The organism is Noviherbaspirillum sp. (assembly GCF_035627455.1).
In the GTDB taxonomy this organism is placed as follows: Bacteria; Pseudomonadota; Gammaproteobacteria; order Burkholderiales; family Burkholderiaceae_D; genus Noviherbaspirillum.
Genome location: NZ_DASPLS010000031.1, coordinates 44,305 through 64,815, shown reverse-complemented (window position 1 = coordinate 64,815; position 20,511 = coordinate 44,305). Strand labels below are relative to the sequence as shown.

Annotated in this window: 21 protein-coding genes; 11 read left to right on the top strand and 10 right to left on the bottom strand. The window is 65.6% G+C overall.

Annotation, left to right across the window (positions count from 1 at the left end):
- Positions 1 to 5: 5 nt before the first annotated feature.
- Complete coding sequence (locus VEC01_RS06235; RefSeq protein ID WP_324899824.1) at positions 6 to 785, top strand: N-formylglutamate amidohydrolase; 780 nt, start codon at positions 6 to 8, stop codon at positions 783 to 785.
- A gap of 39 nt (positions 786 to 824) precedes the next feature.
- Here VEC01_RS06235 and VEC01_RS06230 read toward each other — a convergent pair whose 3' ends face one another.
- Entirely contained in the window at positions 825 to 2,522 is a 1,698-nt protein-coding gene (locus tag VEC01_RS06230; RefSeq protein ID WP_324899822.1) for an AMP-binding protein, read from the bottom strand.
- A gap of 373 nt (positions 2,523 to 2,895) precedes the next feature.
- Here VEC01_RS06230 and VEC01_RS06225 point away from each other — a divergent pair, with 373 nt between their 5' ends.
- From VEC01_RS06225 to VEC01_RS06205, 5 genes are all read left to right on the top strand, one after another.
- Complete coding sequence (locus tag VEC01_RS06225; RefSeq protein WP_324899820.1) at positions 2,896 to 3,132, top strand: hypothetical protein; 237 nt, start codon at positions 2,896 to 2,898, stop codon at positions 3,130 to 3,132.
- A 230-nt stretch (positions 3,133 to 3,362) separates the two neighbouring features.
- Positions 3,363 to 3,701: an HPF/RaiA family ribosome-associated protein gene (locus tag VEC01_RS06220; protein WP_324899818.1), complete on the top strand. Its 339-nt coding sequence runs from the start codon at positions 3,363 to 3,365 to the stop codon at positions 3,699 to 3,701.
- Positions 3,694 to 4,680, top strand: a complete 987-nt coding sequence (locus tag VEC01_RS06215) for a TerC family protein (RefSeq protein WP_324899816.1) — start codon at positions 3,694 to 3,696, stop codon at positions 4,678 to 4,680. Before VEC01_RS06220 ends, VEC01_RS06215 begins: the two co-directional genes overlap by 8 nt.
- Positions 4,681 to 4,725: 45 nt before the next feature.
- Positions 4,726 to 5,628: a protease HtpX gene (gene htpX / locus VEC01_RS06210; protein WP_324899814.1), complete on the top strand. Its 903-nt coding sequence runs from the start codon at positions 4,726 to 4,728 to the stop codon at positions 5,626 to 5,628.
- Between the two features lie 29 nt (positions 5,629 to 5,657).
- Positions 5,658 to 5,966, top strand: a complete 309-nt coding sequence (locus VEC01_RS06205; RefSeq protein ID WP_324899812.1) for a zf-TFIIB domain-containing protein — start codon at positions 5,658 to 5,660, stop codon at positions 5,964 to 5,966.
- A 196-nt stretch (positions 5,967 to 6,162) separates the two neighbouring features.
- On the opposite strand, the gene VEC01_RS06200 is transcribed toward VEC01_RS06205, so the two are convergent.
- On the bottom strand, positions 6,163 to 6,720 hold the full coding sequence (locus VEC01_RS06200) for a TlpA disulfide reductase family protein (protein WP_324899810.1): 558 nt from the start codon (positions 6,718 to 6,720) through the stop codon (positions 6,163 to 6,165).
- A gap of 247 nt (positions 6,721 to 6,967) precedes the next feature.
- On the opposite strand from VEC01_RS06200, the gene VEC01_RS06195 reads away from it, so the two are divergent.
- Together VEC01_RS06195 and VEC01_RS06190 are read left to right on the top strand one after the other, a co-directional pair.
- Entirely contained in the window at positions 6,968 to 7,273 is a 306-nt protein-coding gene (locus VEC01_RS06195; RefSeq protein WP_324899809.1) for a YciI-like protein, read from the top strand.
- Entirely contained in the window at positions 7,270 to 7,578 is a 309-nt protein-coding gene (locus VEC01_RS06190; protein ID WP_324899807.1) for a 2Fe-2S iron-sulfur cluster-binding protein, read from the top strand. The genes VEC01_RS06195 and VEC01_RS06190 overlap by 4 nt, the downstream gene beginning before the upstream one ends.
- A gap of 291 nt (positions 7,579 to 7,869) precedes the next feature.
- Here VEC01_RS06190 and VEC01_RS06185 read toward each other — a convergent pair whose 3' ends face one another.
- From VEC01_RS06185 to VEC01_RS06150, 8 genes are all read right to left on the bottom strand, one after another.
- Positions 7,870 to 8,529, bottom strand: coding sequence for an alpha/beta hydrolase (locus VEC01_RS06185; protein ID WP_324899805.1), 660 nt, complete (start codon positions 8,527 to 8,529; stop codon positions 7,870 to 7,872).
- A gap of 357 nt (positions 8,530 to 8,886) precedes the next feature.
- Positions 8,887 to 10,452 carry an FAD-dependent oxidoreductase gene (locus tag VEC01_RS06180; RefSeq protein WP_324899803.1) on the bottom strand — a complete coding sequence of 522 codons (1,566 nt, stop codon included), beginning with the start codon at positions 10,450 to 10,452 and terminating at the stop codon, positions 8,887 to 8,889.
- Positions 10,453 to 10,500: 48 nt separating this feature from the next.
- Positions 10,501 to 10,722, bottom strand: a complete 222-nt coding sequence (locus VEC01_RS06175) for a hypothetical protein (protein ID WP_324899801.1) — start codon at positions 10,720 to 10,722, stop codon at positions 10,501 to 10,503.
- 42 nt (positions 10,723 to 10,764) lie between these two features.
- Complete coding sequence (locus tag VEC01_RS06170) at positions 10,765 to 11,778, bottom strand: UDP-glucuronic acid decarboxylase family protein (protein ID WP_324899799.1); 1,014 nt, start codon at positions 11,776 to 11,778, stop codon at positions 10,765 to 10,767.
- Between the two features lie 149 nt (positions 11,779 to 11,927).
- The gene (locus VEC01_RS06165; protein ID WP_324899853.1) at positions 11,928 to 13,022 is read right to left on the bottom strand and encodes a glycosyltransferase family 9 protein; all 1,095 of its coding nucleotides are present in this window, start codon (positions 13,020 to 13,022) and stop codon (positions 11,928 to 11,930) included.
- Entirely contained in the window at positions 13,022 to 14,740 is a 1,719-nt protein-coding gene (locus VEC01_RS06160) for a carbamoyltransferase family protein (protein ID WP_324899797.1), read from the bottom strand. Before VEC01_RS06160 ends, VEC01_RS06165 begins: the two co-directional genes overlap by 1 nt.
- A 254-nt stretch (positions 14,741 to 14,994) precedes the next feature.
- On the bottom strand, positions 14,995 to 15,288 hold the full coding sequence (locus VEC01_RS06155; protein ID WP_324899795.1) for a hypothetical protein: 294 nt from the start codon (positions 15,286 to 15,288) through the stop codon (positions 14,995 to 14,997).
- A 17-nt stretch (positions 15,289 to 15,305) separates the two neighbouring features.
- On the bottom strand, positions 15,306 to 15,941 hold the full coding sequence (locus tag VEC01_RS06150) for an SRPBCC family protein (protein WP_324899793.1): 636 nt from the start codon (positions 15,939 to 15,941) through the stop codon (positions 15,306 to 15,308).
- 447 nt (positions 15,942 to 16,388) lie between these two features.
- On the opposite strand from VEC01_RS06150, the gene VEC01_RS06145 reads away from it, so the two are divergent.
- The 3 genes from VEC01_RS06145 to VEC01_RS06135 all read left to right on the top strand — a co-directional run bounded on the left by VEC01_RS06145 (position 16,389) and on the right by VEC01_RS06135 (position 20,502).
- Positions 16,389 to 18,194, top strand: a complete 1,806-nt coding sequence (locus tag VEC01_RS06145; RefSeq protein ID WP_324899791.1) for an ABC transporter ATP-binding protein/permease — start codon at positions 16,389 to 16,391, stop codon at positions 18,192 to 18,194.
- Positions 18,195 to 18,391: 197 nt separating this feature from the next.
- Complete coding sequence (locus VEC01_RS06140) at positions 18,392 to 19,504, top strand: glycosyltransferase family 2 protein (RefSeq protein ID WP_324899789.1); 1,113 nt, start codon at positions 18,392 to 18,394, stop codon at positions 19,502 to 19,504.
- Positions 19,501 to 20,502: a radical SAM protein gene (locus VEC01_RS06135; protein ID WP_324899787.1), complete on the top strand. Its 1,002-nt coding sequence runs from the start codon at positions 19,501 to 19,503 to the stop codon at positions 20,500 to 20,502. The genes VEC01_RS06140 and VEC01_RS06135 overlap by 4 nt, the downstream gene beginning before the upstream one ends.
- Positions 20,503 to 20,511 lie beyond the last annotated feature (9 nt).

The window sequence follows — 20,511 nt, the reverse complement described above, 5'->3', positions numbered from 1 at the left end:
GCACGGTGCCCGCCCGCGACGTCTACCTGATCACCTGCGAGCACGGCGGCAACCGGGTGCCGTCGCGCTACCATGATTTCTTCGCCGGAAGCGCGGCGCTGCTGCGCAGCCACCGCGGGTACGACATAGGCGCCTTGCGGGTGGCGCGCGAGTTCGCGGCGGCGTTGTCGGCGCCGCTGATGGTATCGACCATCAGCCGCCTGCTGATCGACCTGAACCGCTCCCCGGGGCATCCGCGGCTGTACTCGGAAGCGACGCGCGGCGCGCCGCCCGCGCTGCGCGAGGAAATCTTCCAGCGCTACTACCGGCCCTACCGGACAAAGGTGGAAACCCAGATCGCGCAGGCAGTCGACAGCGGCGCGCGCGTAGTGCACATATCCTGCCACAGCTTCACCCCCGAACTGGACGGCAAGGTGCGCCAGGCCGATCTCGGCCTGCTGTACGACCCGGCGCGCGCGGCCGAGGCCGGACTGTGCCGGCGCTGGCAGATGGCGCTGAAGGTCTACGCGTCCACGCTGAAGACGCGGCTGAACTATCCCTACCTCGGCACCGCCGACGGCTTCACCGTCTATCTGCGGCGGCGCTTCCCGGCGGAGCGTTATCTCGGCATCGAGCTGGAAATCAACCAGAAGCATGTGCGCGGCCAGGCGGCGCACTGGCGCACGGTGCGCAATGCGGTCATCGAGGCGTTCCATGATGCCGCGCCGCGGCAGAAGGCTTCGGCGAACCGAGGCAGGTTCACGGGCGCGGCGGGCGGCGCAGGATGCCGGCTGGCGCCGGAATGACGCGGCGGCGCCGCGGAAGCCGACGCCGCCTCGTTGCGGTCAGCCCTTCAGCTCGGGGAAATCCTCCTCGAAGAATTCCTGTGCGCTCTTTTCTCCCTTCGCGCGCCGCTCCGCTTCGATCGCGCGCAGTTCGACGCGCCTGATCTTCCCGGAAATGGTCTTCGGCAGGTCCGAAAACTCGAGGCGGCGAATGCGCTTGAACGGCGCCAGTTTGTCGCGCAGGAAGGAAAAGATATCCCTGGCCAGTTCCGCGTCGGCGCGGTAATCCGCATGCAGCACCAGGAACGCCTTCGGAACCGCCAGCCTGACCGGGTCGGGGCTGGGCACCACTGCGGCTTCCACGATCGCCGGGTGCTCGATCAGCACGCTCTCCAGCTCGAACGGGCTGATGCGGTAGTCTGATGCCTTGAACACGTCGTCGGCGCGGCCGACGTAGGTGATGTAGCCGTCCTGGTCGCGGCTGGCGACGTCGCCGGTATGGTAGTAACCGTCGCGCATGACCTCGACCGTCTTTTCCGCGCTGTCCATGTAGCCGAGCATGAGGCCGGCCGGGGCCGGATCGAGCACCAGGCAGACTTCGCCTTCGTCCGCTTCGCGCCCGTCCGGATCGAGCAGCGCGATCCGGTAGCCCGGCAACGGCCGGCCCATCGACCCCGGCTTGAGGCGCTGGGCCGGCGAGTTGCCGATCTGCGCCGTGGTTTCGGTCTGCCCGAAGCCGTCACGCAGGGTGATGTCCCACGCAGCGCGCACCTGCTCGATGATTTCCGGATTGAGCGGTTCGCCGGCGCCGATCAGTTCGCGCAGCTTCAGGCGGCCGCGGTAGGCGGACAGGTCTTCCTGGATCAGCATGCGCCACACGGTCGGCGGCGCGCACAGCGTGCTCACCTGGCAGCGCTCCAGCACGCCCAGCATCGCCTTCGCATTGAAGCGCGCATAGTTGTAGATGAAGATGCAGGCGCCGGCATTCCACGGCGCGAAGAAGCAGCTCCATGCATGCTTGGCCCAGCCGGGCGAGGAAATGTTGAGATGGATGTCGCCCGGCTGCAGGCCGATCCAGAACATCGTGGACAGATGGCCGACCGGATAGCTCTGGTGGGAATGCATCACGAGCTTCGGCTTGGAGGTGGTGCCGGAGGTGAAGTACAGCAGCAGCGGATCGCTCGCCTTGGTCGGGCCGTCCGGCGAGAATTCCGCAGGATGCGCCGAATAGTCGAAAGGCTGCCAGCCCTCCGGCTGCGCGCCCACGCAGATGCGGGTGCACTGCCCGGCCAGGCCGGCGAGTTTTTCGACGTGCGCGGCGCCGATGATCACATGCTTGACGTTGCCGCGTTCGAGACGGTCGCGCAGGTCTTCCTGCGACAGCAAGGTGGTTGCGGGAATCAGCACCGCGCCGAGCTTCATCGCGGCCAGCATGGTCTCCCACAGCGGCACTTCATTACCGAGCATCATCAGGATGCGGTCGCCGCGCGCCACGCCCAGGCTGCGCAGGTAGTTGGCCGCGCGATTGGAGCGCGCCGAGAGATCGGCAAAGCTCAGCTTTTGTTCCGAGCCGTCTTCGCCGACCACCCACAGCGCGGGACGGGTATTGCCGCGCGCCATGTCGTCGAAATAGTCGAGCGCCCAGTTGAATTCATCGAGCGCCGGCCAGCGAAACCCGCGATACGCGGTGTCATAGTCGGTGCGATGCGCCAGAAGGAAATCCCGCGCGCGCAGGAAAGCGTCAAGGCCAGTAGTCATGAGTCTCCCGTTCTGAAAGTGGTAATCGGAATGGCGGGCGCCGCCCGCCGGAATCCATGGCAACGGCACGCCCGATCGGGTTGCCTTGCCCGTCGGCATGTCGCGGCTCGTCCCGCGCGGCCCCGATCCTTGCCTGATCGGCCACACTCTAACTTACGTTAACGTTAACGTCAATTTGACCGCGCCGCCCGTCTTTCCCTTGCCGGCCTGATGTCGCTCCAAGGAAAACACTGCCGCCGCATCGCTTTTGCAAGCAAGCTGAGCGACCTGCGTTGCACTTGATCCAGATGCCTTGCGGAAGGATCAATTCCGTGAACATAATGGCCGCAAGCAAGATTTCGCCGGGTGCCCGGCAGGACAGGAAAAGAAGCAAATGAAAACCACGATTACCTGCGCGCTGATGATCGCGGCGCTCTGGTCCCAGGCCGGCCACGCGGCCGCGCCGAAACCCGCGCCGCGCGACAACCAGATCCAGAAAGAAGTGCAGAAAGACCTGGAGTCGATTGTCTCCGCCTGCGAAAAGAAAAAGCTGCCGACGGAAGAAGAGATCAAGTGCATCGAGAAGGGCTACAAGCGCTTCATGGGCGAGGACGATACCGAAGGGTCCTGACGCCGACTTCGCTGCCGCGCAGCAGCGTTCCCCCTGTTTCGCCACCTGGCGGCCGGGCCGTTGCGGCCCCGGCCCGCCTCGCCTCTTTCGCTCGCCGATCCACGTCGGCGCTGATAGGCGATGATCTGTCGCTTCGGTTTTTTCGAAATCTCCATCTGGTTTAGTCAGGTTTTTCAAACTACCGACTTGTCCAATACTGTGCTCTCCCCAACCCACGAGAGGAGAGCACGATGGATGTTCAACTGCATGCCCAGGAATTTCCACTGACCCCTGCGCTGCGCGCGCATCTAGAGCGGCGCCTGCGCTTCGCATTCGGGCGCGTGCGCGAACGCGTGATGCGCGTGGTCGTGCGCCTGCGCGACCTGAACGGGCCGCGCGGCGGCCCTGACAAGGTCTGCCAGGTGAGCGTGACGCTGCCCGGGCAGCCGCCCGTCGTGATCCGGGAAACCGGCGCCGACATGTATCGCGCGATCAGCCGCGCTGTCCAGCGCGCCGCCTTCCGCGCCGCCGGGCGTCCGCTGCCATTGCGCGGGCGCGGCCGACCGTATCCGGAGGCGGGCCATGTATGAGTCTATCGGCACCTGGTGGATGTGGACCGGGTTCTTCATCGTCGTGCTGGCGATGATCGCGGCCGACCTGCTGCTGCTCGGCGGCGGTCGCCGCCACAAGGTATCGGTGCGCGAAGCGGCCGGCTGGACCGTCGTGTGGGTGCTGATCGCGCTCGCCTTCAACGGCCTGCTCTGGTGGTACCTCGACGGCAGCGCCGGGCGCGCGGTCGCGAACGAGAAGTCGCTCGAGTTCCTGACCGGCTATGTGATGGAAAAATCACTGGCGGTCGACAATATCTTTGTCTGGCTGGTCATCTTCGGCTACTTTGCGGTGCCGCCGGAATTCCAGCGCCGGGTGCTGCTGTTCGGCGTGCTCGGCGCCATCGTGCTGCGCACCGTGATGATCATCGCCGGCGCCTGGCTGATCCGGGAGTTCCACTGGATCCTGTACTTCTTCGGCCTGCTGCTGGTCGTCACCGGCATCAAGATGCTGGTCTTCGCCGACAAGCAGCCCGACCTTGCCAGCAACCCGGTGTTAGTGTGGATGCGCCGCCACCTGCGCATCACCGACGGCTTCCACGGCGAACGCTTCATCGTGATGCGCGACGGCGTGCGCTTCTTCACGCCGCTGTTCCTGGTCCTGGCGCTGGTCGAACTGTCGGACGTCGTGTTCGCGGTCGACAGCATCCCGGCGATCTTCGCGATCACGAGCGATCCCTTCATCGTGCTCACGTCGAATGTGTTCGCGATCCTCGGCCTGCGCGCGATGTACTTCCTGCTCAAGGATGTGGCCGACCGCTTCCATTACCTGAAATACGGCCTGGCGCTGGTTCTGATGTTTGTCGGCAGCAAGATGCTGATCGTCGACGTCGTCAAGATCCCGGTGCTGGTGTCGCTCGCGGTGGTGGCCTCGATCATCGGCCTGTCGGTCGCCGCCAGCCTCCTGCTGGCAAAACCGCACGCACCGCCGCGCGCGCTTCTGCCTGCGCGCAGGAAATGACGAACCCATGACTTTTCAGATGTCCAATCAATCGGGAGACCCAATATGAAACGTATCGTGCTCTTCGTACTGACCAACCTCGGCATCGTGCTGATGCTGTCGATCACCGCGCAGCTGCTCGGCCTCGACCGCATGCTCGCGGCGCGCGGCATGAACCTGGGCGGCCTGCTGGCGATGGCCGCGCTGTTCGGCTTCGGCGGCGCCTTCATCTCCCTTGCCATCTCGAAATGGATGGCAAAGATGTCGACCGGCGCGCGGGTGATCACCGAGCCGTCCAGCTCGGCCGAATTCTGGCTGCTCTCCACGGTGGAAAAGCAGGCGCGCCAGGCCGGGATCGGCATGCCGGAAGTCGCCGTGTATGACTCGCCCGACATGAACGCCTTCGCAACCGGCATGAGCCGCGACAATGCGCTGGTCGCCGTCAGCACCGGCCTGCTGCAAAACATGACGCGCGACGAGGTGGAGGCGGTGCTGGCGCACGAAGTGAGCCATATCGCCAACGGCGACATGGTCACGCTGACCCTGATCCAGGGCGTGGTGAACACCTTCGTATTCTTCCTCGCGCGCGTGCTCGGCAATCTGGTTGACAAGGTGGTGTTCCGCAACGAGGAAGGCCACGGCCCGGCCTACTGGGTCACCACGATCGTTGCCGAACTCGTGCTCGGCCTGCTGGCCAGCATCGTGGTGCTCTGGTTCAGCCGCCGCCGCGAGTTCCGCGCCGATGCCGGCGGCGCCGCGCTGGCCGGCGGCCAGCGCATGATCGCCGCGCTGGAGCGCTTGCGGCGCGGCCAGGAAAGCAACCTGCCGCAAGGCGTGCGCGCATTCGGCATCAATGGCGGCGGCGCCCGCCTGGCCGCGCTGTTCGCGTCGCATCCGCCGCTCGAGGAGCGCATCGCCGCCCTGCGCGAGAGCATGTCGCGCTCTGGCGCGATGGGCGCGATGTCCTGATCCGTTAAACGTATAGAGGAGAAGCAAACATGGATTGTCCCGTCTGCGCCGGCGTCAAGCTGGTGATGTCCGAACGCCAGGGTATCGAGATCGATTACTGTCCGCAGTGCCGCGGCGTCTGGCTCGACCGCGGCGAGCTTGACAAGATCATCGACCGCTCTCAGGGAACGCCTGCCCCTGCCCCTGCCCCGGCCCCCGCCGCCGCTCCGCCGCAGGCCGCGCCGTACGGCGGCTATCCGCCTGCCGGCCAGCGCCACGACCCGCATCAGGTCTTTGGCAGGACCGGCAAGCACAAGAAGCGCGAAGGCTTCCTGTCCGATCTGTTCGATTTCGACTAGCGGCCTGAGTTGCTAATCCGGTGACAGGAAAGAGTGATGCAACGGGCGCCATGCGCCGCCGGCCCCCGTCCCTGCCCGTCGCGCGGCACGCCATCCTTTTCCAAGAGGGCGCGGCCTTCGCGGTAATCCGCCGGCCGCATTGCCGTTCACCCGCCGGATTCTTGCGGAGGGCGGGCGAACGCTCTGGCGCACTCTGCTATCCGATGCGGCAGCCCGAAGGGCCGCAATCCTTTTCGTCAGCGTTGTCGCCGGCAGGGGTGCCGTGATGCGCGCCTGCAGGCGGCGTTTCCGCGAGCAGCCGGCCAATACACGCGCCCAATGCCAGGTCCTCGATCTGCCCGAGGTGATGCAGGCGCACCCGGCCTTCCCGGTCGAGCAGGACTGCGCTGGGCGTGCCGCCCAGCTGCAGCGCATGCATGGTGGCGGGAATACTTTCCCCGGGTCGCGGCCGGTCGATCCCGATCGGGAAGCGGTACCGGAATTCGCCGGCAAAGGCGCGCAGCGCGGCGGGCGTCATCACCGCATGATGCTCGAACACGGTATGCAACCCGATGACCGCGACGTCCCCGGGAGCAAACGCCTGGCTGACGCGCACCGCCTGCGGCAGGCCATGCGTGATGCAGCCGGGACACAACATCTGGAAGGCATGCAGCAGGACGACGCGGCCGCGCAGGGCGGCCAGCCGGACCGGCTCGGGCGTGTTGATCCATTCGGCGACGTCGAGCTCGGGACAGGGCGGGTAGTAGCTTGTCATGGCGGCTCCGGTACAGATCGGGATGTCAGCATCCCGGCCGGCGCCGGCATGCTGCCGCTTCCACTTTGCCACATCCGGCGCCTTCACGCCGGACTGTCCAGGGTAGCGTTGCCGCGGACAGCCTGCCATTTCTGCGCATCCCGCCCGGCAAGAGTGTGCGGCAGGGTAGTTGCTGCGGCGGCATGCGGGCCGGTACTGCCAGCACCGGTTACACTAATCCCCTCGACAATTGCGACGGAGACAATCCATGCATTTCCTGATGTTTTACGACCTTGCCCCGGACTACCTCGAGCGCCGTTCGCAGTTCCGCGAAGCGCACCTCAAGCACGCATGGGATGCGGTGGCGCGCGGCGAACTCCTGCTCGGGGGCGCGACCGCCGACCCGGCGGACCTGGCGGTGCTGCTGTTCGAGGCGGAATCGCCGCAGGTGGCGCAGCGTTTCGCAGAGGCGGATCCCTACGTGCAGCAGGGCCTGGTGACCGCTTACCGCATCCGAGCCTGGACGACGGTCGTCGGCAAGGAAGCGTCCACCCCGGTAAAGCCGGCCGCATGAGCGCGCTGCCGCCCGCTTTCATGGCGCAGGTGCAACCGCTCGGGCAATCTTTTGCGGCACCGGCCGACAAGACGCTGCTGGCCGCCGCCCGCAATGCCGGCATCGACTTGCCCGCGTCCTGCCGCAACGGCACCTGCCGGACCTGCATGTGCCGGCTGTCGAGCGGGCGAATAGCCTACCGGATTGAATGGCCGGGGCTGACGCGCGAGGAAAAGGATGAGGGATACATCCTTCCCTGCGTCGCGCATGCCGAAACGGACGTGGTAATTCACGTTCCCGGCGCGCGACCGCTTGCGAGCGGGTAGCGGCAGGGTGGACGGCTCATGTCATTGATGCACGGCCTTTCCTGTGCTTTCCCCTGAAAAATTTTCTTGCCCCGTACCCGGCGCCGGCGCATGACACACGATAGTGATGCAACCGCTGTCGCACACGGCGGCACCTGCAACGCGGTCGCGTTCACGGACGCCACGCTCGAGAAACATGGAGCAGATAGCGCGTTGCAGGCGCGCTGCGGTGCGTCATTTTTTCCATCCCGGGCGCCGCGCCATGTAATTATTTCTGCCGCCAGAATGATTTACACGCCGCGGCACGGCTTCTCAGACGTGCTTGACGCGCACATTCTGCAGGAACCAGCCGCGCGCCAGGCGCGCCACCACTTCGAGACTGCCCGGTTCCTCGAAATTATGTGTGGCACCAGGGATGATTTCCAGCCGCTTCTTGCAACGCAAAGCGGCGTACACCCCGCGGTTCGCCACCACCATGCTGTCGTCGAGACTACCCACGATTAACAGCGTCGGTGCGTTCACCTTGCCCAGGCTGCCGTACGCCGCAAGATCGGCACGCGCGCCGCGCAGCACGACGGCGAACACCGTCGCGCCGAGATTGGCAGCCAGTTGCAGGACGGCGGCCGCGCCGTTGCTCGCCCCAAACAGGCCAACCGGAAGTTCGCGCGTGGCATCGTTTTCCCGCAGCCAGCTGCAGGCGGCGTCGAGGCGCCGCGTAAGGAGCTCCGTGTCGCCCGCAGGCTCCTGGCCGATCCCGTGACGCGGCGGCATCAGGTCCAGCCACAGGGTGCCCAGCCTGGAATTGCGCAGGACGCTGCCTACATAGTCGATCGGCGGCTTGACCCGATAGCCGCCCCTGCTGTCGGCGAACAGCACGATACCGACCGGGTCGGGCGGCAGCCAAAGCACGCCGTCGACACTACCCTTGTCTGCCGGGATCGTGACCTGCTCGACTTGAATCGATAACACCATAATCCGTCTCTCCGGGGCCCTTGGCCCTTGCATCAGCGGCGAACCGGCGTATTCCGGTCAGCCCGCAGGATTCAGATCGAGGCATGAGGCGCACACGCAGCGCGGCGTCCGGCATGGTCAGCGTCGAAGGGGAAGCGTAGGGCCGGCGGCGCGCACGAGGCGTACGCCGCGCGGCTGTCATTGCGGCGCCCACTGGCCGGCGCCTGAAAGCAAACCCGGAATTTGTCGAATCTGCAGCGGCCAGATCCTGCGTTGCCGTACTGGTGAGAACGGGGACGTCCTTCGGCCATCATGCGAGTGTCTGAATACGTTGCTCGCTGGGGCAACGCAAGCTCCGTGCCACCAGGTCGGCCAGAGCTAGGGCAACCAGGTGTCAGTGGCGCCGTTGGCGTCGGGCGGCATCATGCGCCTTTCCAGCGGCGCGATCGCCGGCCCCTCGATCACCTCGCCGTCACAGGAAAAGCGGCTGCCGTGGCAGGGGCAGTCCCAGCTGCGCTCCGCCTGGTTCCAATGGACAATGCACTTCATATGGGTGCAGACCGGGGATACCACATGCAACTGGTACGCGTCGTCGCGATACACCGCCAGCCTGTCGCCGGCAAGGTCGACGATGCGCCCTTCTCCGCGCGGCACCTCCGCCAGCTGCGTGACGTCGCCTCCCTTGAGATGGTCCTTCACATACCAACCCACAACATTGAGGTTTTCCTTGAGAAAGGCGCCGGCGGATTTGACTGGCGTAAAACGCCGTGGCGAATACAGGCCGGCCCAAGGATTTTCCAGGCCAGCGACTGCGTCGGCGATCAGGAGTGCGGCGAGCGTGCCGAAGGTCAGTCCGTCGCCGCCGAAACCGGTCGCCACCAGCGTCCTTGCCGCTCCGATCGCCGGTCCGATGTAGGGCAAGCCGTCCGCGGCCCGGTATTGCTGCGCCGACCAGCGGAACGCGACCGGCCCCGCATCGAACCGCGCCTGCAGCGTCTGCTCCAGCTTCCGGTAGCACGCTTGCGGATCTTCCTGCTGACCGGTCTTGTGCTTGTCGCCGACCAGGATGACAAACGCCGCGCCGTCGACTTCCAGCAGGCGGGTCGAGGTCTTCTCCGTACCGGTGCTCCAGAAAATGCCGCCTTCGAGCTGCTTGCGCGCAAGCGGCGCGGCGACCGCATACTCGCGGTAAGGTCCGAGTTCGGTCTGCAGCGGATCGAAGCCTTTCGGGGTATGGGTCGCCATCACGATCCGGCGCGCGCTGACACGGAATCCGCCCGCATGGATCACGCCGCTGTCGTCGTCGACTGCCAATACCGGCGTCTCCTCGAAAATCCGGCACTGCGCCGACTGCACGGCTGCCGCCAGCCCGCGCAGGTAGCGCAGCGGATGGAACTGCGCCTGGCGCGGCACCACCAGCGCGCGCGTGATTTCATACGGCAGCGGCAGGTCGGTGGTCACGCGTGCGTCGAGGCCGGCGTCGCGCGCCGCCTGGTACTCCTGCTCGATCATTGCCTTGTGCTCCGGCGCATCGTCGTCGCTGTACAGCACCCAGGGCTGGCGCGAAAAATTGCACGCAATGCCGAACTCGCGGGTATTTTTTTCAATCAGGTCGATCGCCGCCAGGCGCGACTGCACGACCTGCCTCGTCGTATCCCTCCCCCATTTCGCGGCGAGCAGGTGCAGGGGTTCCCCGAGCGGTGCGTACAGGTTGCCGGTGGAATAGCCGGTCGCTCCCATCCCGATCCGTCGCGCTTCCAGCACGGCGACCCGCACACCCTGCTGCGCCAGCAGTGCGGCGGTGGTAATGCCGGTGATGCCGCCGCCGACCACAGCCACGTCCACCTCGAGGTCGCTTGCCAGGGAGGGAAAGCGATGCTTTTCCGAAGTCGCCGTCCAGATCGACTGCGGCCAGGCGCCGGCTTGTCTTTCGATGATGTCCATTTCTTCTCCTTGTCACCAGATATCAGCGGGCAACAAGGCAGTGCACCCTCACATCATGCCGGGCTTCGGACGCACCGGCCGCGCGTCGAGCACAAGGTGGGCGGTCGATACCTGTCCCAGGTCGGTCACCGGGCGCGGAGGCGAATGCGGAGGACGCGGCAGGTCCGGCCCCTCCCCGCAGCCGCCCAGCAGCAGCGCCATGCCGGCCGCCAGCAGCGCGGTTCCCGGCCGGAACGGAAGCTTTGTGGATTTCCCCCGGTATCGACGCATTTTTGCCCCCTGTAACGATGAGTTCCGTCGTGCACGCCTTGGCTATTTCGCCTGTGCATGCAAACTGCGTTCCTGCGTCGCCGGCGGGATGGCAAGCGCGTCGCCTTCCTTCACGAATTGCCGGAAATAGTCGATCGTGCACTCCAGGCCCTCGTCCAGCCCGACCTTCGGCTCCCATTGGAGAACAGCGCGGGCAAGCGCGATGTCCGGCCTGCGCCTTGCAGGGTCGTCACTCGGCAGGGGCTTGAACACGATGGCCGAGCGCGAGCGGGAAAGCGCGATGATGCGCTCGGCCAGCTCCAGCATGGTGTGTTCGACCGGATTGCCGAGGTTGACCGGCCCGCCGAAACCGTCCGGCGTCCGCATCAGGCGGTCGAACGCGGCGATCATGTCGTCGACATAGCAGAAGGAACGCGTCTGCGACCCGTCGCCGTACACGGTCAGCGGCTGCCCCGCAAGCGCCTGCATGATGAAGTTCGACACCACCCTGCCGTCGTTCGGGTGCATGCGCGGGCCATAGGTATTGAAGATGCGGGCGATCTTCACATTCAAGCGGTGCTGCCGCCGGTAATCCATGAACAGCGTTTCCGCGCAGCGCTTTCCTTCGTCATAGCAGGCGCGCTGGCCGATCGGGTTCACATGCCCCCAGTAGTCTTCCTTCTGCGGATGCACCTGCGGGTCGCCATAGACTTCGCTGGTCGAAGCCTGCAGGACCGGCGCCTTCAGCCGCTTGGCAAGGCCTAGCATGTTGAGCGCGCCATGCACGCTGGTCTTGATCGTCTGCACCGGATCATTCTGGTAATGAACCGGCGAGGCCGGGCAGGCCAGGTTGTAGATCTCGTCCACTTCCACGTAAAGCGGAAACGCGACGTCGTGGCGCAGCAGCTCGAAACGCGGCTCGGCAAGCAGGTGCGCGATGTTGCGCTTGCTCCCAGTATAGAAATTGTCGACGCAAAGCACCTCATGCCCCTGTGCCAGCAGGGACTCGCACAGGTGCGAACCGAGAAAACCGGCGCCGCCGGTCACCAGGATGCGCTTGCTGTCACATTCTTTCATGCCGGTCTCCATATGTTCCTGCTGCGCCTTGCGGTACGCCGCCGCTTCGGCATTGTCGAGGCGGGCTGGCGAGGGCTATTCGCTGCCGGCTTGCCTTTCCCTTCGCTCGCGCACAAGCAGGCGCCTGCGATCGCCTGCCGTAACCGCGCTCACAACCTGTCCCAGTTTCGCAGGATGCGCGCCGCCAGCAGCGCCACCGCCTCGGCGCTGATCTGTTCGGCGCACTCATGGCCGGTCGGGCAGACGGCATGCGTGCAGGGCCGGCACGGCAGGTCGGCGCCGATTGCCTGGTGGCGGCCCTGGTCCGGCGGCGCCCAGCGTACCGGGTCCGAGCCGCAGGCAACGACCACGCTCGGCGTGGCGACGGCGGCGGCGAGATGGGAGATGTCGGTGTCGTTGGAGACAACCAGGCTGGCTTGCGCGATCAATGCTGCAAGCGTGCCCAGCTCCGTCTTGCCGCACAGATTGAGCGCCGGCATGCGCATCGCACGCTGCACCTCGGCTGCATCCCCGCTCTCGGCGGCGGTACCGGTAAGCACGATCCGCATGCCGCTCGCCGCGATCCGGTCGGCGACCTCGGCAAAGCGCTGCGGCAGCCAGCGGCGCGACGGCAGGCGTGCGCCCGGATGAAGGCAGACATAGGTACCCGGCGCCGGAATATTGAGGTCGCTGCGCTGCAGCGCCCGGTAATCGGCATCGGCCAGCGGGAATTCCAGGTGTTCGCCCTGTGCGGCGACGCCCAGCGCGGCCACCAGGCGCAGGTAGCGCCGCACCTCGTTTTCCTGCGCCTGCCAGGGCAGGAAGGTATCCGGCGACGGACAGTAGTGGCCCGGCAGGTAGAAGCCCGCGCAGTGCTCCGCCGCGAACAGTACCAGCAGCGGATTGGTCAGATTGCCGTCGCCGTGCATCTGCAGCGCAAGGTCGAAACGACGACGCTGCATCTCGGCGAGGAAATGCGGCACCGCATGCAGATGCGCCGGCTGCTCCGGAAAGGCCGGAAAGCCGGGAAACACCAGCAGGTCGTCGATGTACATGCCAAAGCGCTTGACAAATGCGGTAGCCCACGGCAGGCCGACGAGCGTGACATGCGACAGCGGCGCCGCCGCCCGCAGCGCGCGCAGCGCCGGGATGGAGCACAGCATGTCGCCCAGCTGCAGCGCGCGGAACACCGCGATCTTGCGCGGCGGCGCGCCCTTGCCGAACAGGCGCGGCGCCGGTGCCGGCTGCGTCATTGGTGCGCGCATCACGGCTTTTCCACGATGAAGGGGCCGATCGCGAGCGCGTCGAGCGGCGTGGTGCAGAACGATTCGACCGCGTCGCGCGGCGTGCATACCACCGGCTCGCCGCGCGTGTTGAACGAGGTGTTGATCAGCACCGGCACCCCGCTGCGCGCGGCGAACGCCCGCAGAAGGTCGTAGTAGGCCGGGTTCTGCGCGCGGTTGATGGTCTGGATGCGCGCCGTCCCGTCCACGTGGCGCACCGCCGGTATGCGCTCCGCCTTGTCCGGGCGCACGTCGTATACGAAGACCATGAACGGCGACACGCCGCCGTTGACGAACCAGTTCGACGCCTCCTCTTCCAGCACCACCGGCGCCACCGGACGGAAGTCTTCGCGGTCCTTGATCTGGTTCAGTCGCTGCTGCATGCCGGGATCGAGCGGCGAGGCGAGGATGGAGCGCGCGCCGAGCGCCCGCGGCCCGAATTCCATGCGCCCCTGGAACCAGCCGACCACCTTGTCCTGCATCAGCAGGTCCGCGGTCTCCGCCGCGAGGTCGGCCGCGCGGCGGTAACGCAGCTTGGCCTGCTTCAGGAAATCCTCGATTTCCTGTTCCCCGTAGGCGGGGCCGAGGAAGGCATGGTCCATGCGCCAGACGCGCTGCGACGGCCCGCGCTGCTGGCTGTCGATCCACAACGCCGCGCCGAGGGAAGTGCCGGCGTCGCCCGCGGCCGGCTGCACCCAGACGCGGCGGAACGGCCCGCGGTCGCGGATGCGGGCATTCATCACGCAGTTCAGCGCCACGCCGCCGGCCAGCGCGAGGTTTTCGGCGCCGGTCTGCTCATGCAGCCAGGCGGCCATCTGCAGCACGATCTCTTCCAGCACCGTCTGCAGCGAGGCGGCGATGTCCATGTGCTTCCGGGTGAATTCCGCGCCGCGCTCGCGGCGCGGCCCGAACATGCTTTCCCACTGCGCCGGCAACACTTCATAGTCGCCGTTGCCGAGGTAATGCACGACTTCGCGCAGCAGCGGCGCGTACACCGGCTGGCCGAACGACGCCAGCGCCATCACCTTGTACTCATCGGACGAATGCAGGAAACCGAGGTAATCGGTGACCGACTCATACAACAGGCCGAGCGAATGCGGCAGGTTGACCTGCTTGATGCGCTTGTACCGCCGGTCCTGGTAGGAACCGTAGCTGGTGGTGGCGTATTCGCCGCGCCCGTCCATCGTCAATACTGCGCATTCGTCGAACGGTGCGGCGAGGAAGGCGCTGGCTTCGTGCGCGAGGTGATGCTCCACGAAATGCCAGCGGAACGGGCCGTCGTGGCGCACATCGCGAAAGCGCCGGCGCAGGTGATGCGGCGCCCCGCTGGCGAGCTGGCGCGGCGCATTGACGATATAGGACAGGAACAGCGGGTCCCAGGGCGACAGCCAGTCGGTGGAGACATGCGCCGACGGCTCGAGCGGCAGCTGTATCGTGGCCTGCCCGTCATGCTCGCCAAGCAGCAGCGACGGATCGTAGGAATAGGCGACATGCTGCACGTCGGCCAGCGCGATGCCACCCTCCTTCAGGCAGTAGTCGATCGCATGGTAGGGCAGCTGCCAGGTCGAGAACGGCACCGGGCGCTTGCCGTGCTTGATCCGGGTGAAGCGTTCCTCCTCGGCGGCGGCAAGCACGTCGCCGTCACGCACCAGGCAGGCGGAACAGTCGTGGTAGGCAGCATTGATTCCGAGCGTGTACACATGATCCTCCGCGAGAAAGCCAAAGATTGCGGCACAGCGAGAAAGGCGTTCCTGCCACCGGCGCAGGCGTCCCCCTGCACTGCCTTCTTGGGCAGCGCATTCCGCAAGCAGCAAAGCAAGGCGCGTACCCGCGCATGCCAGCACGGAAACGGGCGGAACGAGGATTTATTTCAGCGGATACCGGCCGGCGGCGCGATCAGGGCCGGTAATTTCTGCGCATCCATGTAAATTCGAGCAAATTGCCGTTGCATTTCTTACCGCTGTGGCGTGCCGGCAGCAGGGCCGCGCTGCGACAGCCGCTTGTTGCGCATGTAGACGAATTCGCCTGCAACCGCGGTCAGGAAAATGAAAAAATTGGCGAAGACGAACACCCAGTTGTCCACCAGATAGCTGTAGACGGTAAAGCCCAGGGAAGCTGTCAGCTGGCCGATGAACAACCATTTCGACACGCCTTCCACACTACAAGTGCGCCACTGCGTGTAGACCTGGCGCGAGATGGTCAGCACCAGGACGGCCGCGCTGATCCAGCCGATGATGTCGGCGCTCATGCTTGTCCTTTCATTCGCTAAGCCTCCTTTTCTGATCGTGATGCCGGCGGTGACGGTGCGCCGCCGCCGGCGCGCCCCACCATCGGTGCTGCCTGCCGGTCTTCGCACAGCAGTGCCGCCTGCGGCCCGGTGTCGCGCGCCTGCGAGCCGTCCCGTTCCATCTGTGCCGCACCGGCGTCCGTGGCCAAGGGCTCCGTGTCCTTGATCTTGCCGATCCAGTCGTGGCTTTCCTTCCCGAGCTTTTCGATAAGTTTCTTGAAGCGGACTAGGTCATGTTCGGTGCGGTCCGCGATTGCCTTCTGCACGTCGCCGTGCTGCGCCAGCACCTGTTGCTTCGGGTCACACTCCATCGTCAGCTTCACCTCGGTGCGGTCCTTTTCCTTCGGCAAAAGTTCGATTTTCCCCTCGTAGCGCGGACCGTTGAGATTACGCCAGGCAATGCATCTATCCGGAACTTGTTGCGTGATCTCGGCATCCCATTCCATGTCCAGATTCCCCGCCCGGGTATGCCAGTGCAGGTGCGTGTCGTCGACCTGGCGGACCTCTTCCACATCTTCCATGAACCGCGGATATTGTTCGAACTGCGTCAGCTGGCGGTATGCGGTGCCGACCGGGACATTGACTTCGATCGATTGCTCGATCCTTGTCATCATGCATCTCCTTTTTTCCGATCCACGACGCGGGACCGGCCGCACTGCTCCCCACGCGCGCGCATTCTCCGGGCAAAGCGGCCGCGCCCGCCGCTTCGTCGTCCTTTCGGGAAGGGGTGGGAGCATTGCCGGTCATCGTTCAGGACATCGTGGAATAAATACTGCTAATGAAGGCCTCGCGGGACGCCGCACGCGCGGGTCTGCGCCGAGACACGTGGATGGCAGCGGCACGGGTGCAAGTTCCATACCACTGGAAGATCTTCCCCGGTTGCCGGCGCCAGTACAGCATAGCCAGCGCATCTTCGATATCCAAATGCGGCACACCGCGCCGGCCAGGAATTTTCCCAGGGACAGGCAGCAGATTTTGCAGCAGACACTTGTAAAGCTTACAGCACGGCATCGCTCCCGCGGCACTGCCGTTCGCCGATGACAGAAAGAGAACGCCGACCCATGTCAGAGCCAGATACAACAGAACAGCAAAACGACGTGCGCGTCATGCGCGACCTGTGGCGCGTGGTGTCCGCCTTCCGCTGGCGCATCGCGTTCGCGCTGGTTTTCCTGGTATGCGCGAAGATCGCTGTGGTGTCCGTGCCGCTGGTCCTGAAGCGCATCGTCGACGAACTGTCGCGCCCCGAGCAGATGGTCGCGCTGCCGGTGGCACTGCTTGCCGGGTATGCCGCGCTGCGCTTTGCCAGCACGCTGTTCAACGAGATGCGCGACATGGCGTTCTCGCGCGTGACCCAGCATACGGTCGCGACCTATGCGCGCAAGGTGTTCGAGCACCTGCACGAGCTCAGCGCGCGCTTCCATGCGCAGCGGCGGATCGGCGGCTTGCTGCCGGACATAGACCGCGGCACCGCCGGCATCGCCTTCCTGCTCAGTGTCGGCCTGTTTACCATCGTGCCCACGCTGCTCGAAATCATCATGGTCATCGCGATCATGACCGCGCGCTACAGCAACTGGTACACCGTGATTCTCGGTGTCACCTTCCTGGTGTATTGCGGCTTCACACTGGTCTTCACCGCCCGTCGGGCAATCTTCCAGCGCCGCGTGAACCGCCTCGACTCGAACGCGAAAAGCCTGCTGGCCGACAGCCTGATCAATTACGACACCGTCAAGTATTTCACCAACGAGAAAAAGGAATCCAGCCGCTTCCAGGGCATCATGGGCAACTGGGCGGAGGCAGTGGTGGCGAACCAGAAAGCCCTGTTCATCCTGCACGTCGGCCAGAGCGGCATCATCGCCTTTGGCGTGGCCGCGGTGATGCTGGCCGCGGGCCAGGCGGTCCTGACGCGCGAAATGACGGTCGGCGACCTGATCCTGATCAATGCCTACGTGATCCAGATCTGTCTTCCGCTCAATGCGCTCGGCTTCGTCTACCGTGAGGCGAAGGATGCGATGGTGAATGCGGAGAAGCTGTTCCAGCTGCTGCGCGAGAAGCCGGAAATCCACGACCCGCCGGGCATGCCGGCGCTGCAGGTGACGCGCGGCGAAGTGGTGTTCGACAATGTCAGCTTTGCCTACGAGCCGGCGCGCGCGATCCTGCATAACGTCAGTTTCCGCATCCCGCCGGGCGGCACGGTGGCGGTGGTCGGCGGCAGCGGCTCGGGCAAGTCGACGCTGGCGCGGCTGCTGCTGCGCTTTTACGACGTCGGCGCCGGCAGCGTGACGGTCGACCGCCAGGATGTGCGCAAGGTCAGCACCCGCAGCCTGCGCGAGGCGATCGGCGTGGTGCCGCAGGAAACCCTGCTGTTCAACGACACCATTGCTTACAACATCGGTTACGGACGCGACGGTGCCACCATGGAACAGATCATCGCCGCCGCCAAGGCCGCGCACATCCACGACCTGATCGATTCCCTGCCGCAGAAATACGACACGCCGGTAGGCGAACGCGGCGTCAAGCTGTCCGGCGGCGAAAAGCAGCGTATCGCGCTGGCGCGCGCAATCCTGAAAAATCCGCCGCTGCTGATCTTCGACGAGGCAACGTCGGCGCTGGACACCGCGTCGGAACAGGCGATCCAGAAGGAACTTGACGAGCTTGCCGAAAACCGCACCACGCTGGTGATCGCGCACCGCCTCTCCACCGTGGTGGACGCGACCGAAATCATTGTGCTCGACAAGGGCCGCATCGTCGAGCGCGGCACGCATGCGCGCCTGCTGCAGCAGAACGGCATGTACGCCCGGCTGTGGCAATTGCAGCAGCGGGCAGAGGATGGCGAGAAACTGGAGCGGGAGATGCACTCCCTGACGTGAGGGCGCTGCCGGCACGGCGGGATGGCTTCCGGCGGAACGCGGCACGCCTCCTTTTCCCGTCACCAAACCGATTGACCCCCATCAAGCCATCTTTATGGAACGGGAATTGCATCGCTGTCCTGCCACCAAAACGGAAAAAGAACGGTGACCGCATCGCGATCCAACCTGGTCCCCCATCGCTTCTCAGGACTGTATCCATGACGAAAATACTTGCATTCGACCGCGACCGGAGAGTGTCCAACGGCGGCCAGGCGGCCCGCCTGAAAACACGCCGCTCCAGCGCGCCGACACCCCTGCGCCGCGCCGAACGGACGGATCGGCAGCCGGGCAAGGTGGAAATTGCGGTGACCGTGGTCGTTCCCACGCGCGGCCGGCCGCAACTGCTCAACCGCTGCCTGGCCAGCCTCGTACTGCAGCGTTACGATCCGGCGCGCTTCGAGATCATCGTGGTCGACGACGGGCCGAGCGAAGAGACCGAGGAAGTGGTGGCGGGCTGGGCAGCCCATACCGCCGGCCAGGGCCCGCAGATCACCTATATCGCGTCACCCGGCCCGCATGGCCCCGCCGCCGCCCGTAACCACGGGTGGCGCGCCGCGCGCGGCGCGCTGATCGCCTTCACCGACGACGATACCATCGCGCGCACCGACTGGCTCACGCATGGCGTGGCAGCCTTCGAGGAAGGCGTCGATGCGGTGTCCGGGCGCATCGTAATGCCGCTGTCGCATACGCCGACGGATTACGAGCTTGACGCCAAACAGCTCGAAAAGGCGGAGTTCGTGACGGCCAACTGCTTTTGCCGCAAGCGCGTGCTGGAAGCGCTCGGCGGTTTCGACGAACGCTTCCGGTTCGCATGGCGCGAGGATTCCGACCTGCAGTTTCGCCTGATCGATTACCAGGCCAATATCGTGTACGAACCGAAGGCGGTAATGATGCACCCGATCCGCCCGGCCGGCTGGGGCGTCAGCCTGTCGCAGGTGAAAAAGGTCCAGTTCGACGCGTTGCTGTACAAGAAGCACCCGCGTCTCTACCGCGACAAGATCCGGGCGGCGCCGCGCTGGGACTTCTACATCACCGTCGGCGCGCTGCTGGCCTGTTTCGCCGGCCTGCTCGCGCAGGTCCCGGCACTGGCGCTCGCCGCCGGCCTGGCATGGCTGTTCCTGACCGGCCGCTTCTGCCTGCAGCGCTTGAAGAAGACTTCCCGTTCACTCTCGCACGTGCTGGAAATGGTCGTCACCTCGGCGCTGATTCCGCCGCTGGCGGTGTTCTGGCGCGCGGTGGGCGCGATCAAGTTCCGCGCCCGCCTGCTATGACGCCGCTGCCGCGCTATGTACAGATTGAACCGGTCGGCCAGTGCAACCTGCGTTGCCGCATGTGCCCGATCCAGTTCCGCGCCGACGGCGCTCCCGGACAGCCCCGCGCATTCATGGACCTGGAAGTCTACCGGCGGCTGGTCGACCAGTTCCCGGACATGGAGGAATTGCAGTTGCAGGGGCTGGGCGAACCGCTGCTGCATCCGCATTTCTTCGACATGGTGCGCTACGCGGCGCAACGCGGCGTGCGCGTCTCCACCAACACCAACCTGACGGTGCTGAGCGAACACGGCGCCGACGAATGCGTGGCCAGCGGCCTGCATACGCTCCACATCTCCCTCGACGGCGCGACCGCGGCAACCTACCAGGCGATCCGCATCCGCGCCCGCTTCGAGCGCGTGCTGCGCAACCTGCGCCGGCTGACGGCGGCGCGCGCGCGCCTGCAGAGCAGCCTGCCGCACCTGCGCCTGGTCGCGGTAGTCATGCGCGAGAACCTGGAGGAACTGCCGCAGCTGGTGCAGCTCGCGCATGCGGAAGGCATCGATACGGTATTCGTGCAGCACCTGTGCCATGACTTCGGCGAATCGACGCTGCCGGAGCGGTATGCGCCGATGCGCGATTTCATCGACATGCAGACGCTGCTGCACGACGACCCGCAGCGCGTGGAGCGATACTTCCAGGCAGCGCGCGAGCAGGCGCAGGCGCTCGGCGTCGCGCTGCGCCTGCCAAACCTGAAGCCGCGCGCGCATCCGGAGCAAATGTCCGGCCGCCAGCGCTGCGACTGGCCGTGGCGCGGCTCCTACATCAGCTACGACGGCAAGGCGATGCCCTGCTGCATGGTCGCCACGCCGGACCGCATCCACTTCGGTGACATGGCGCAAAACGGGGTGGCGCAGGTCTGGAACAATCAGGAGTACAACGCTTTTCGCGAACAGCTCGCATCCGCGGCGCCGCCCGACATCTGCCGCAGTTGCGCCCTCTATGCAGGTACGTTCTAGTCGGATAAA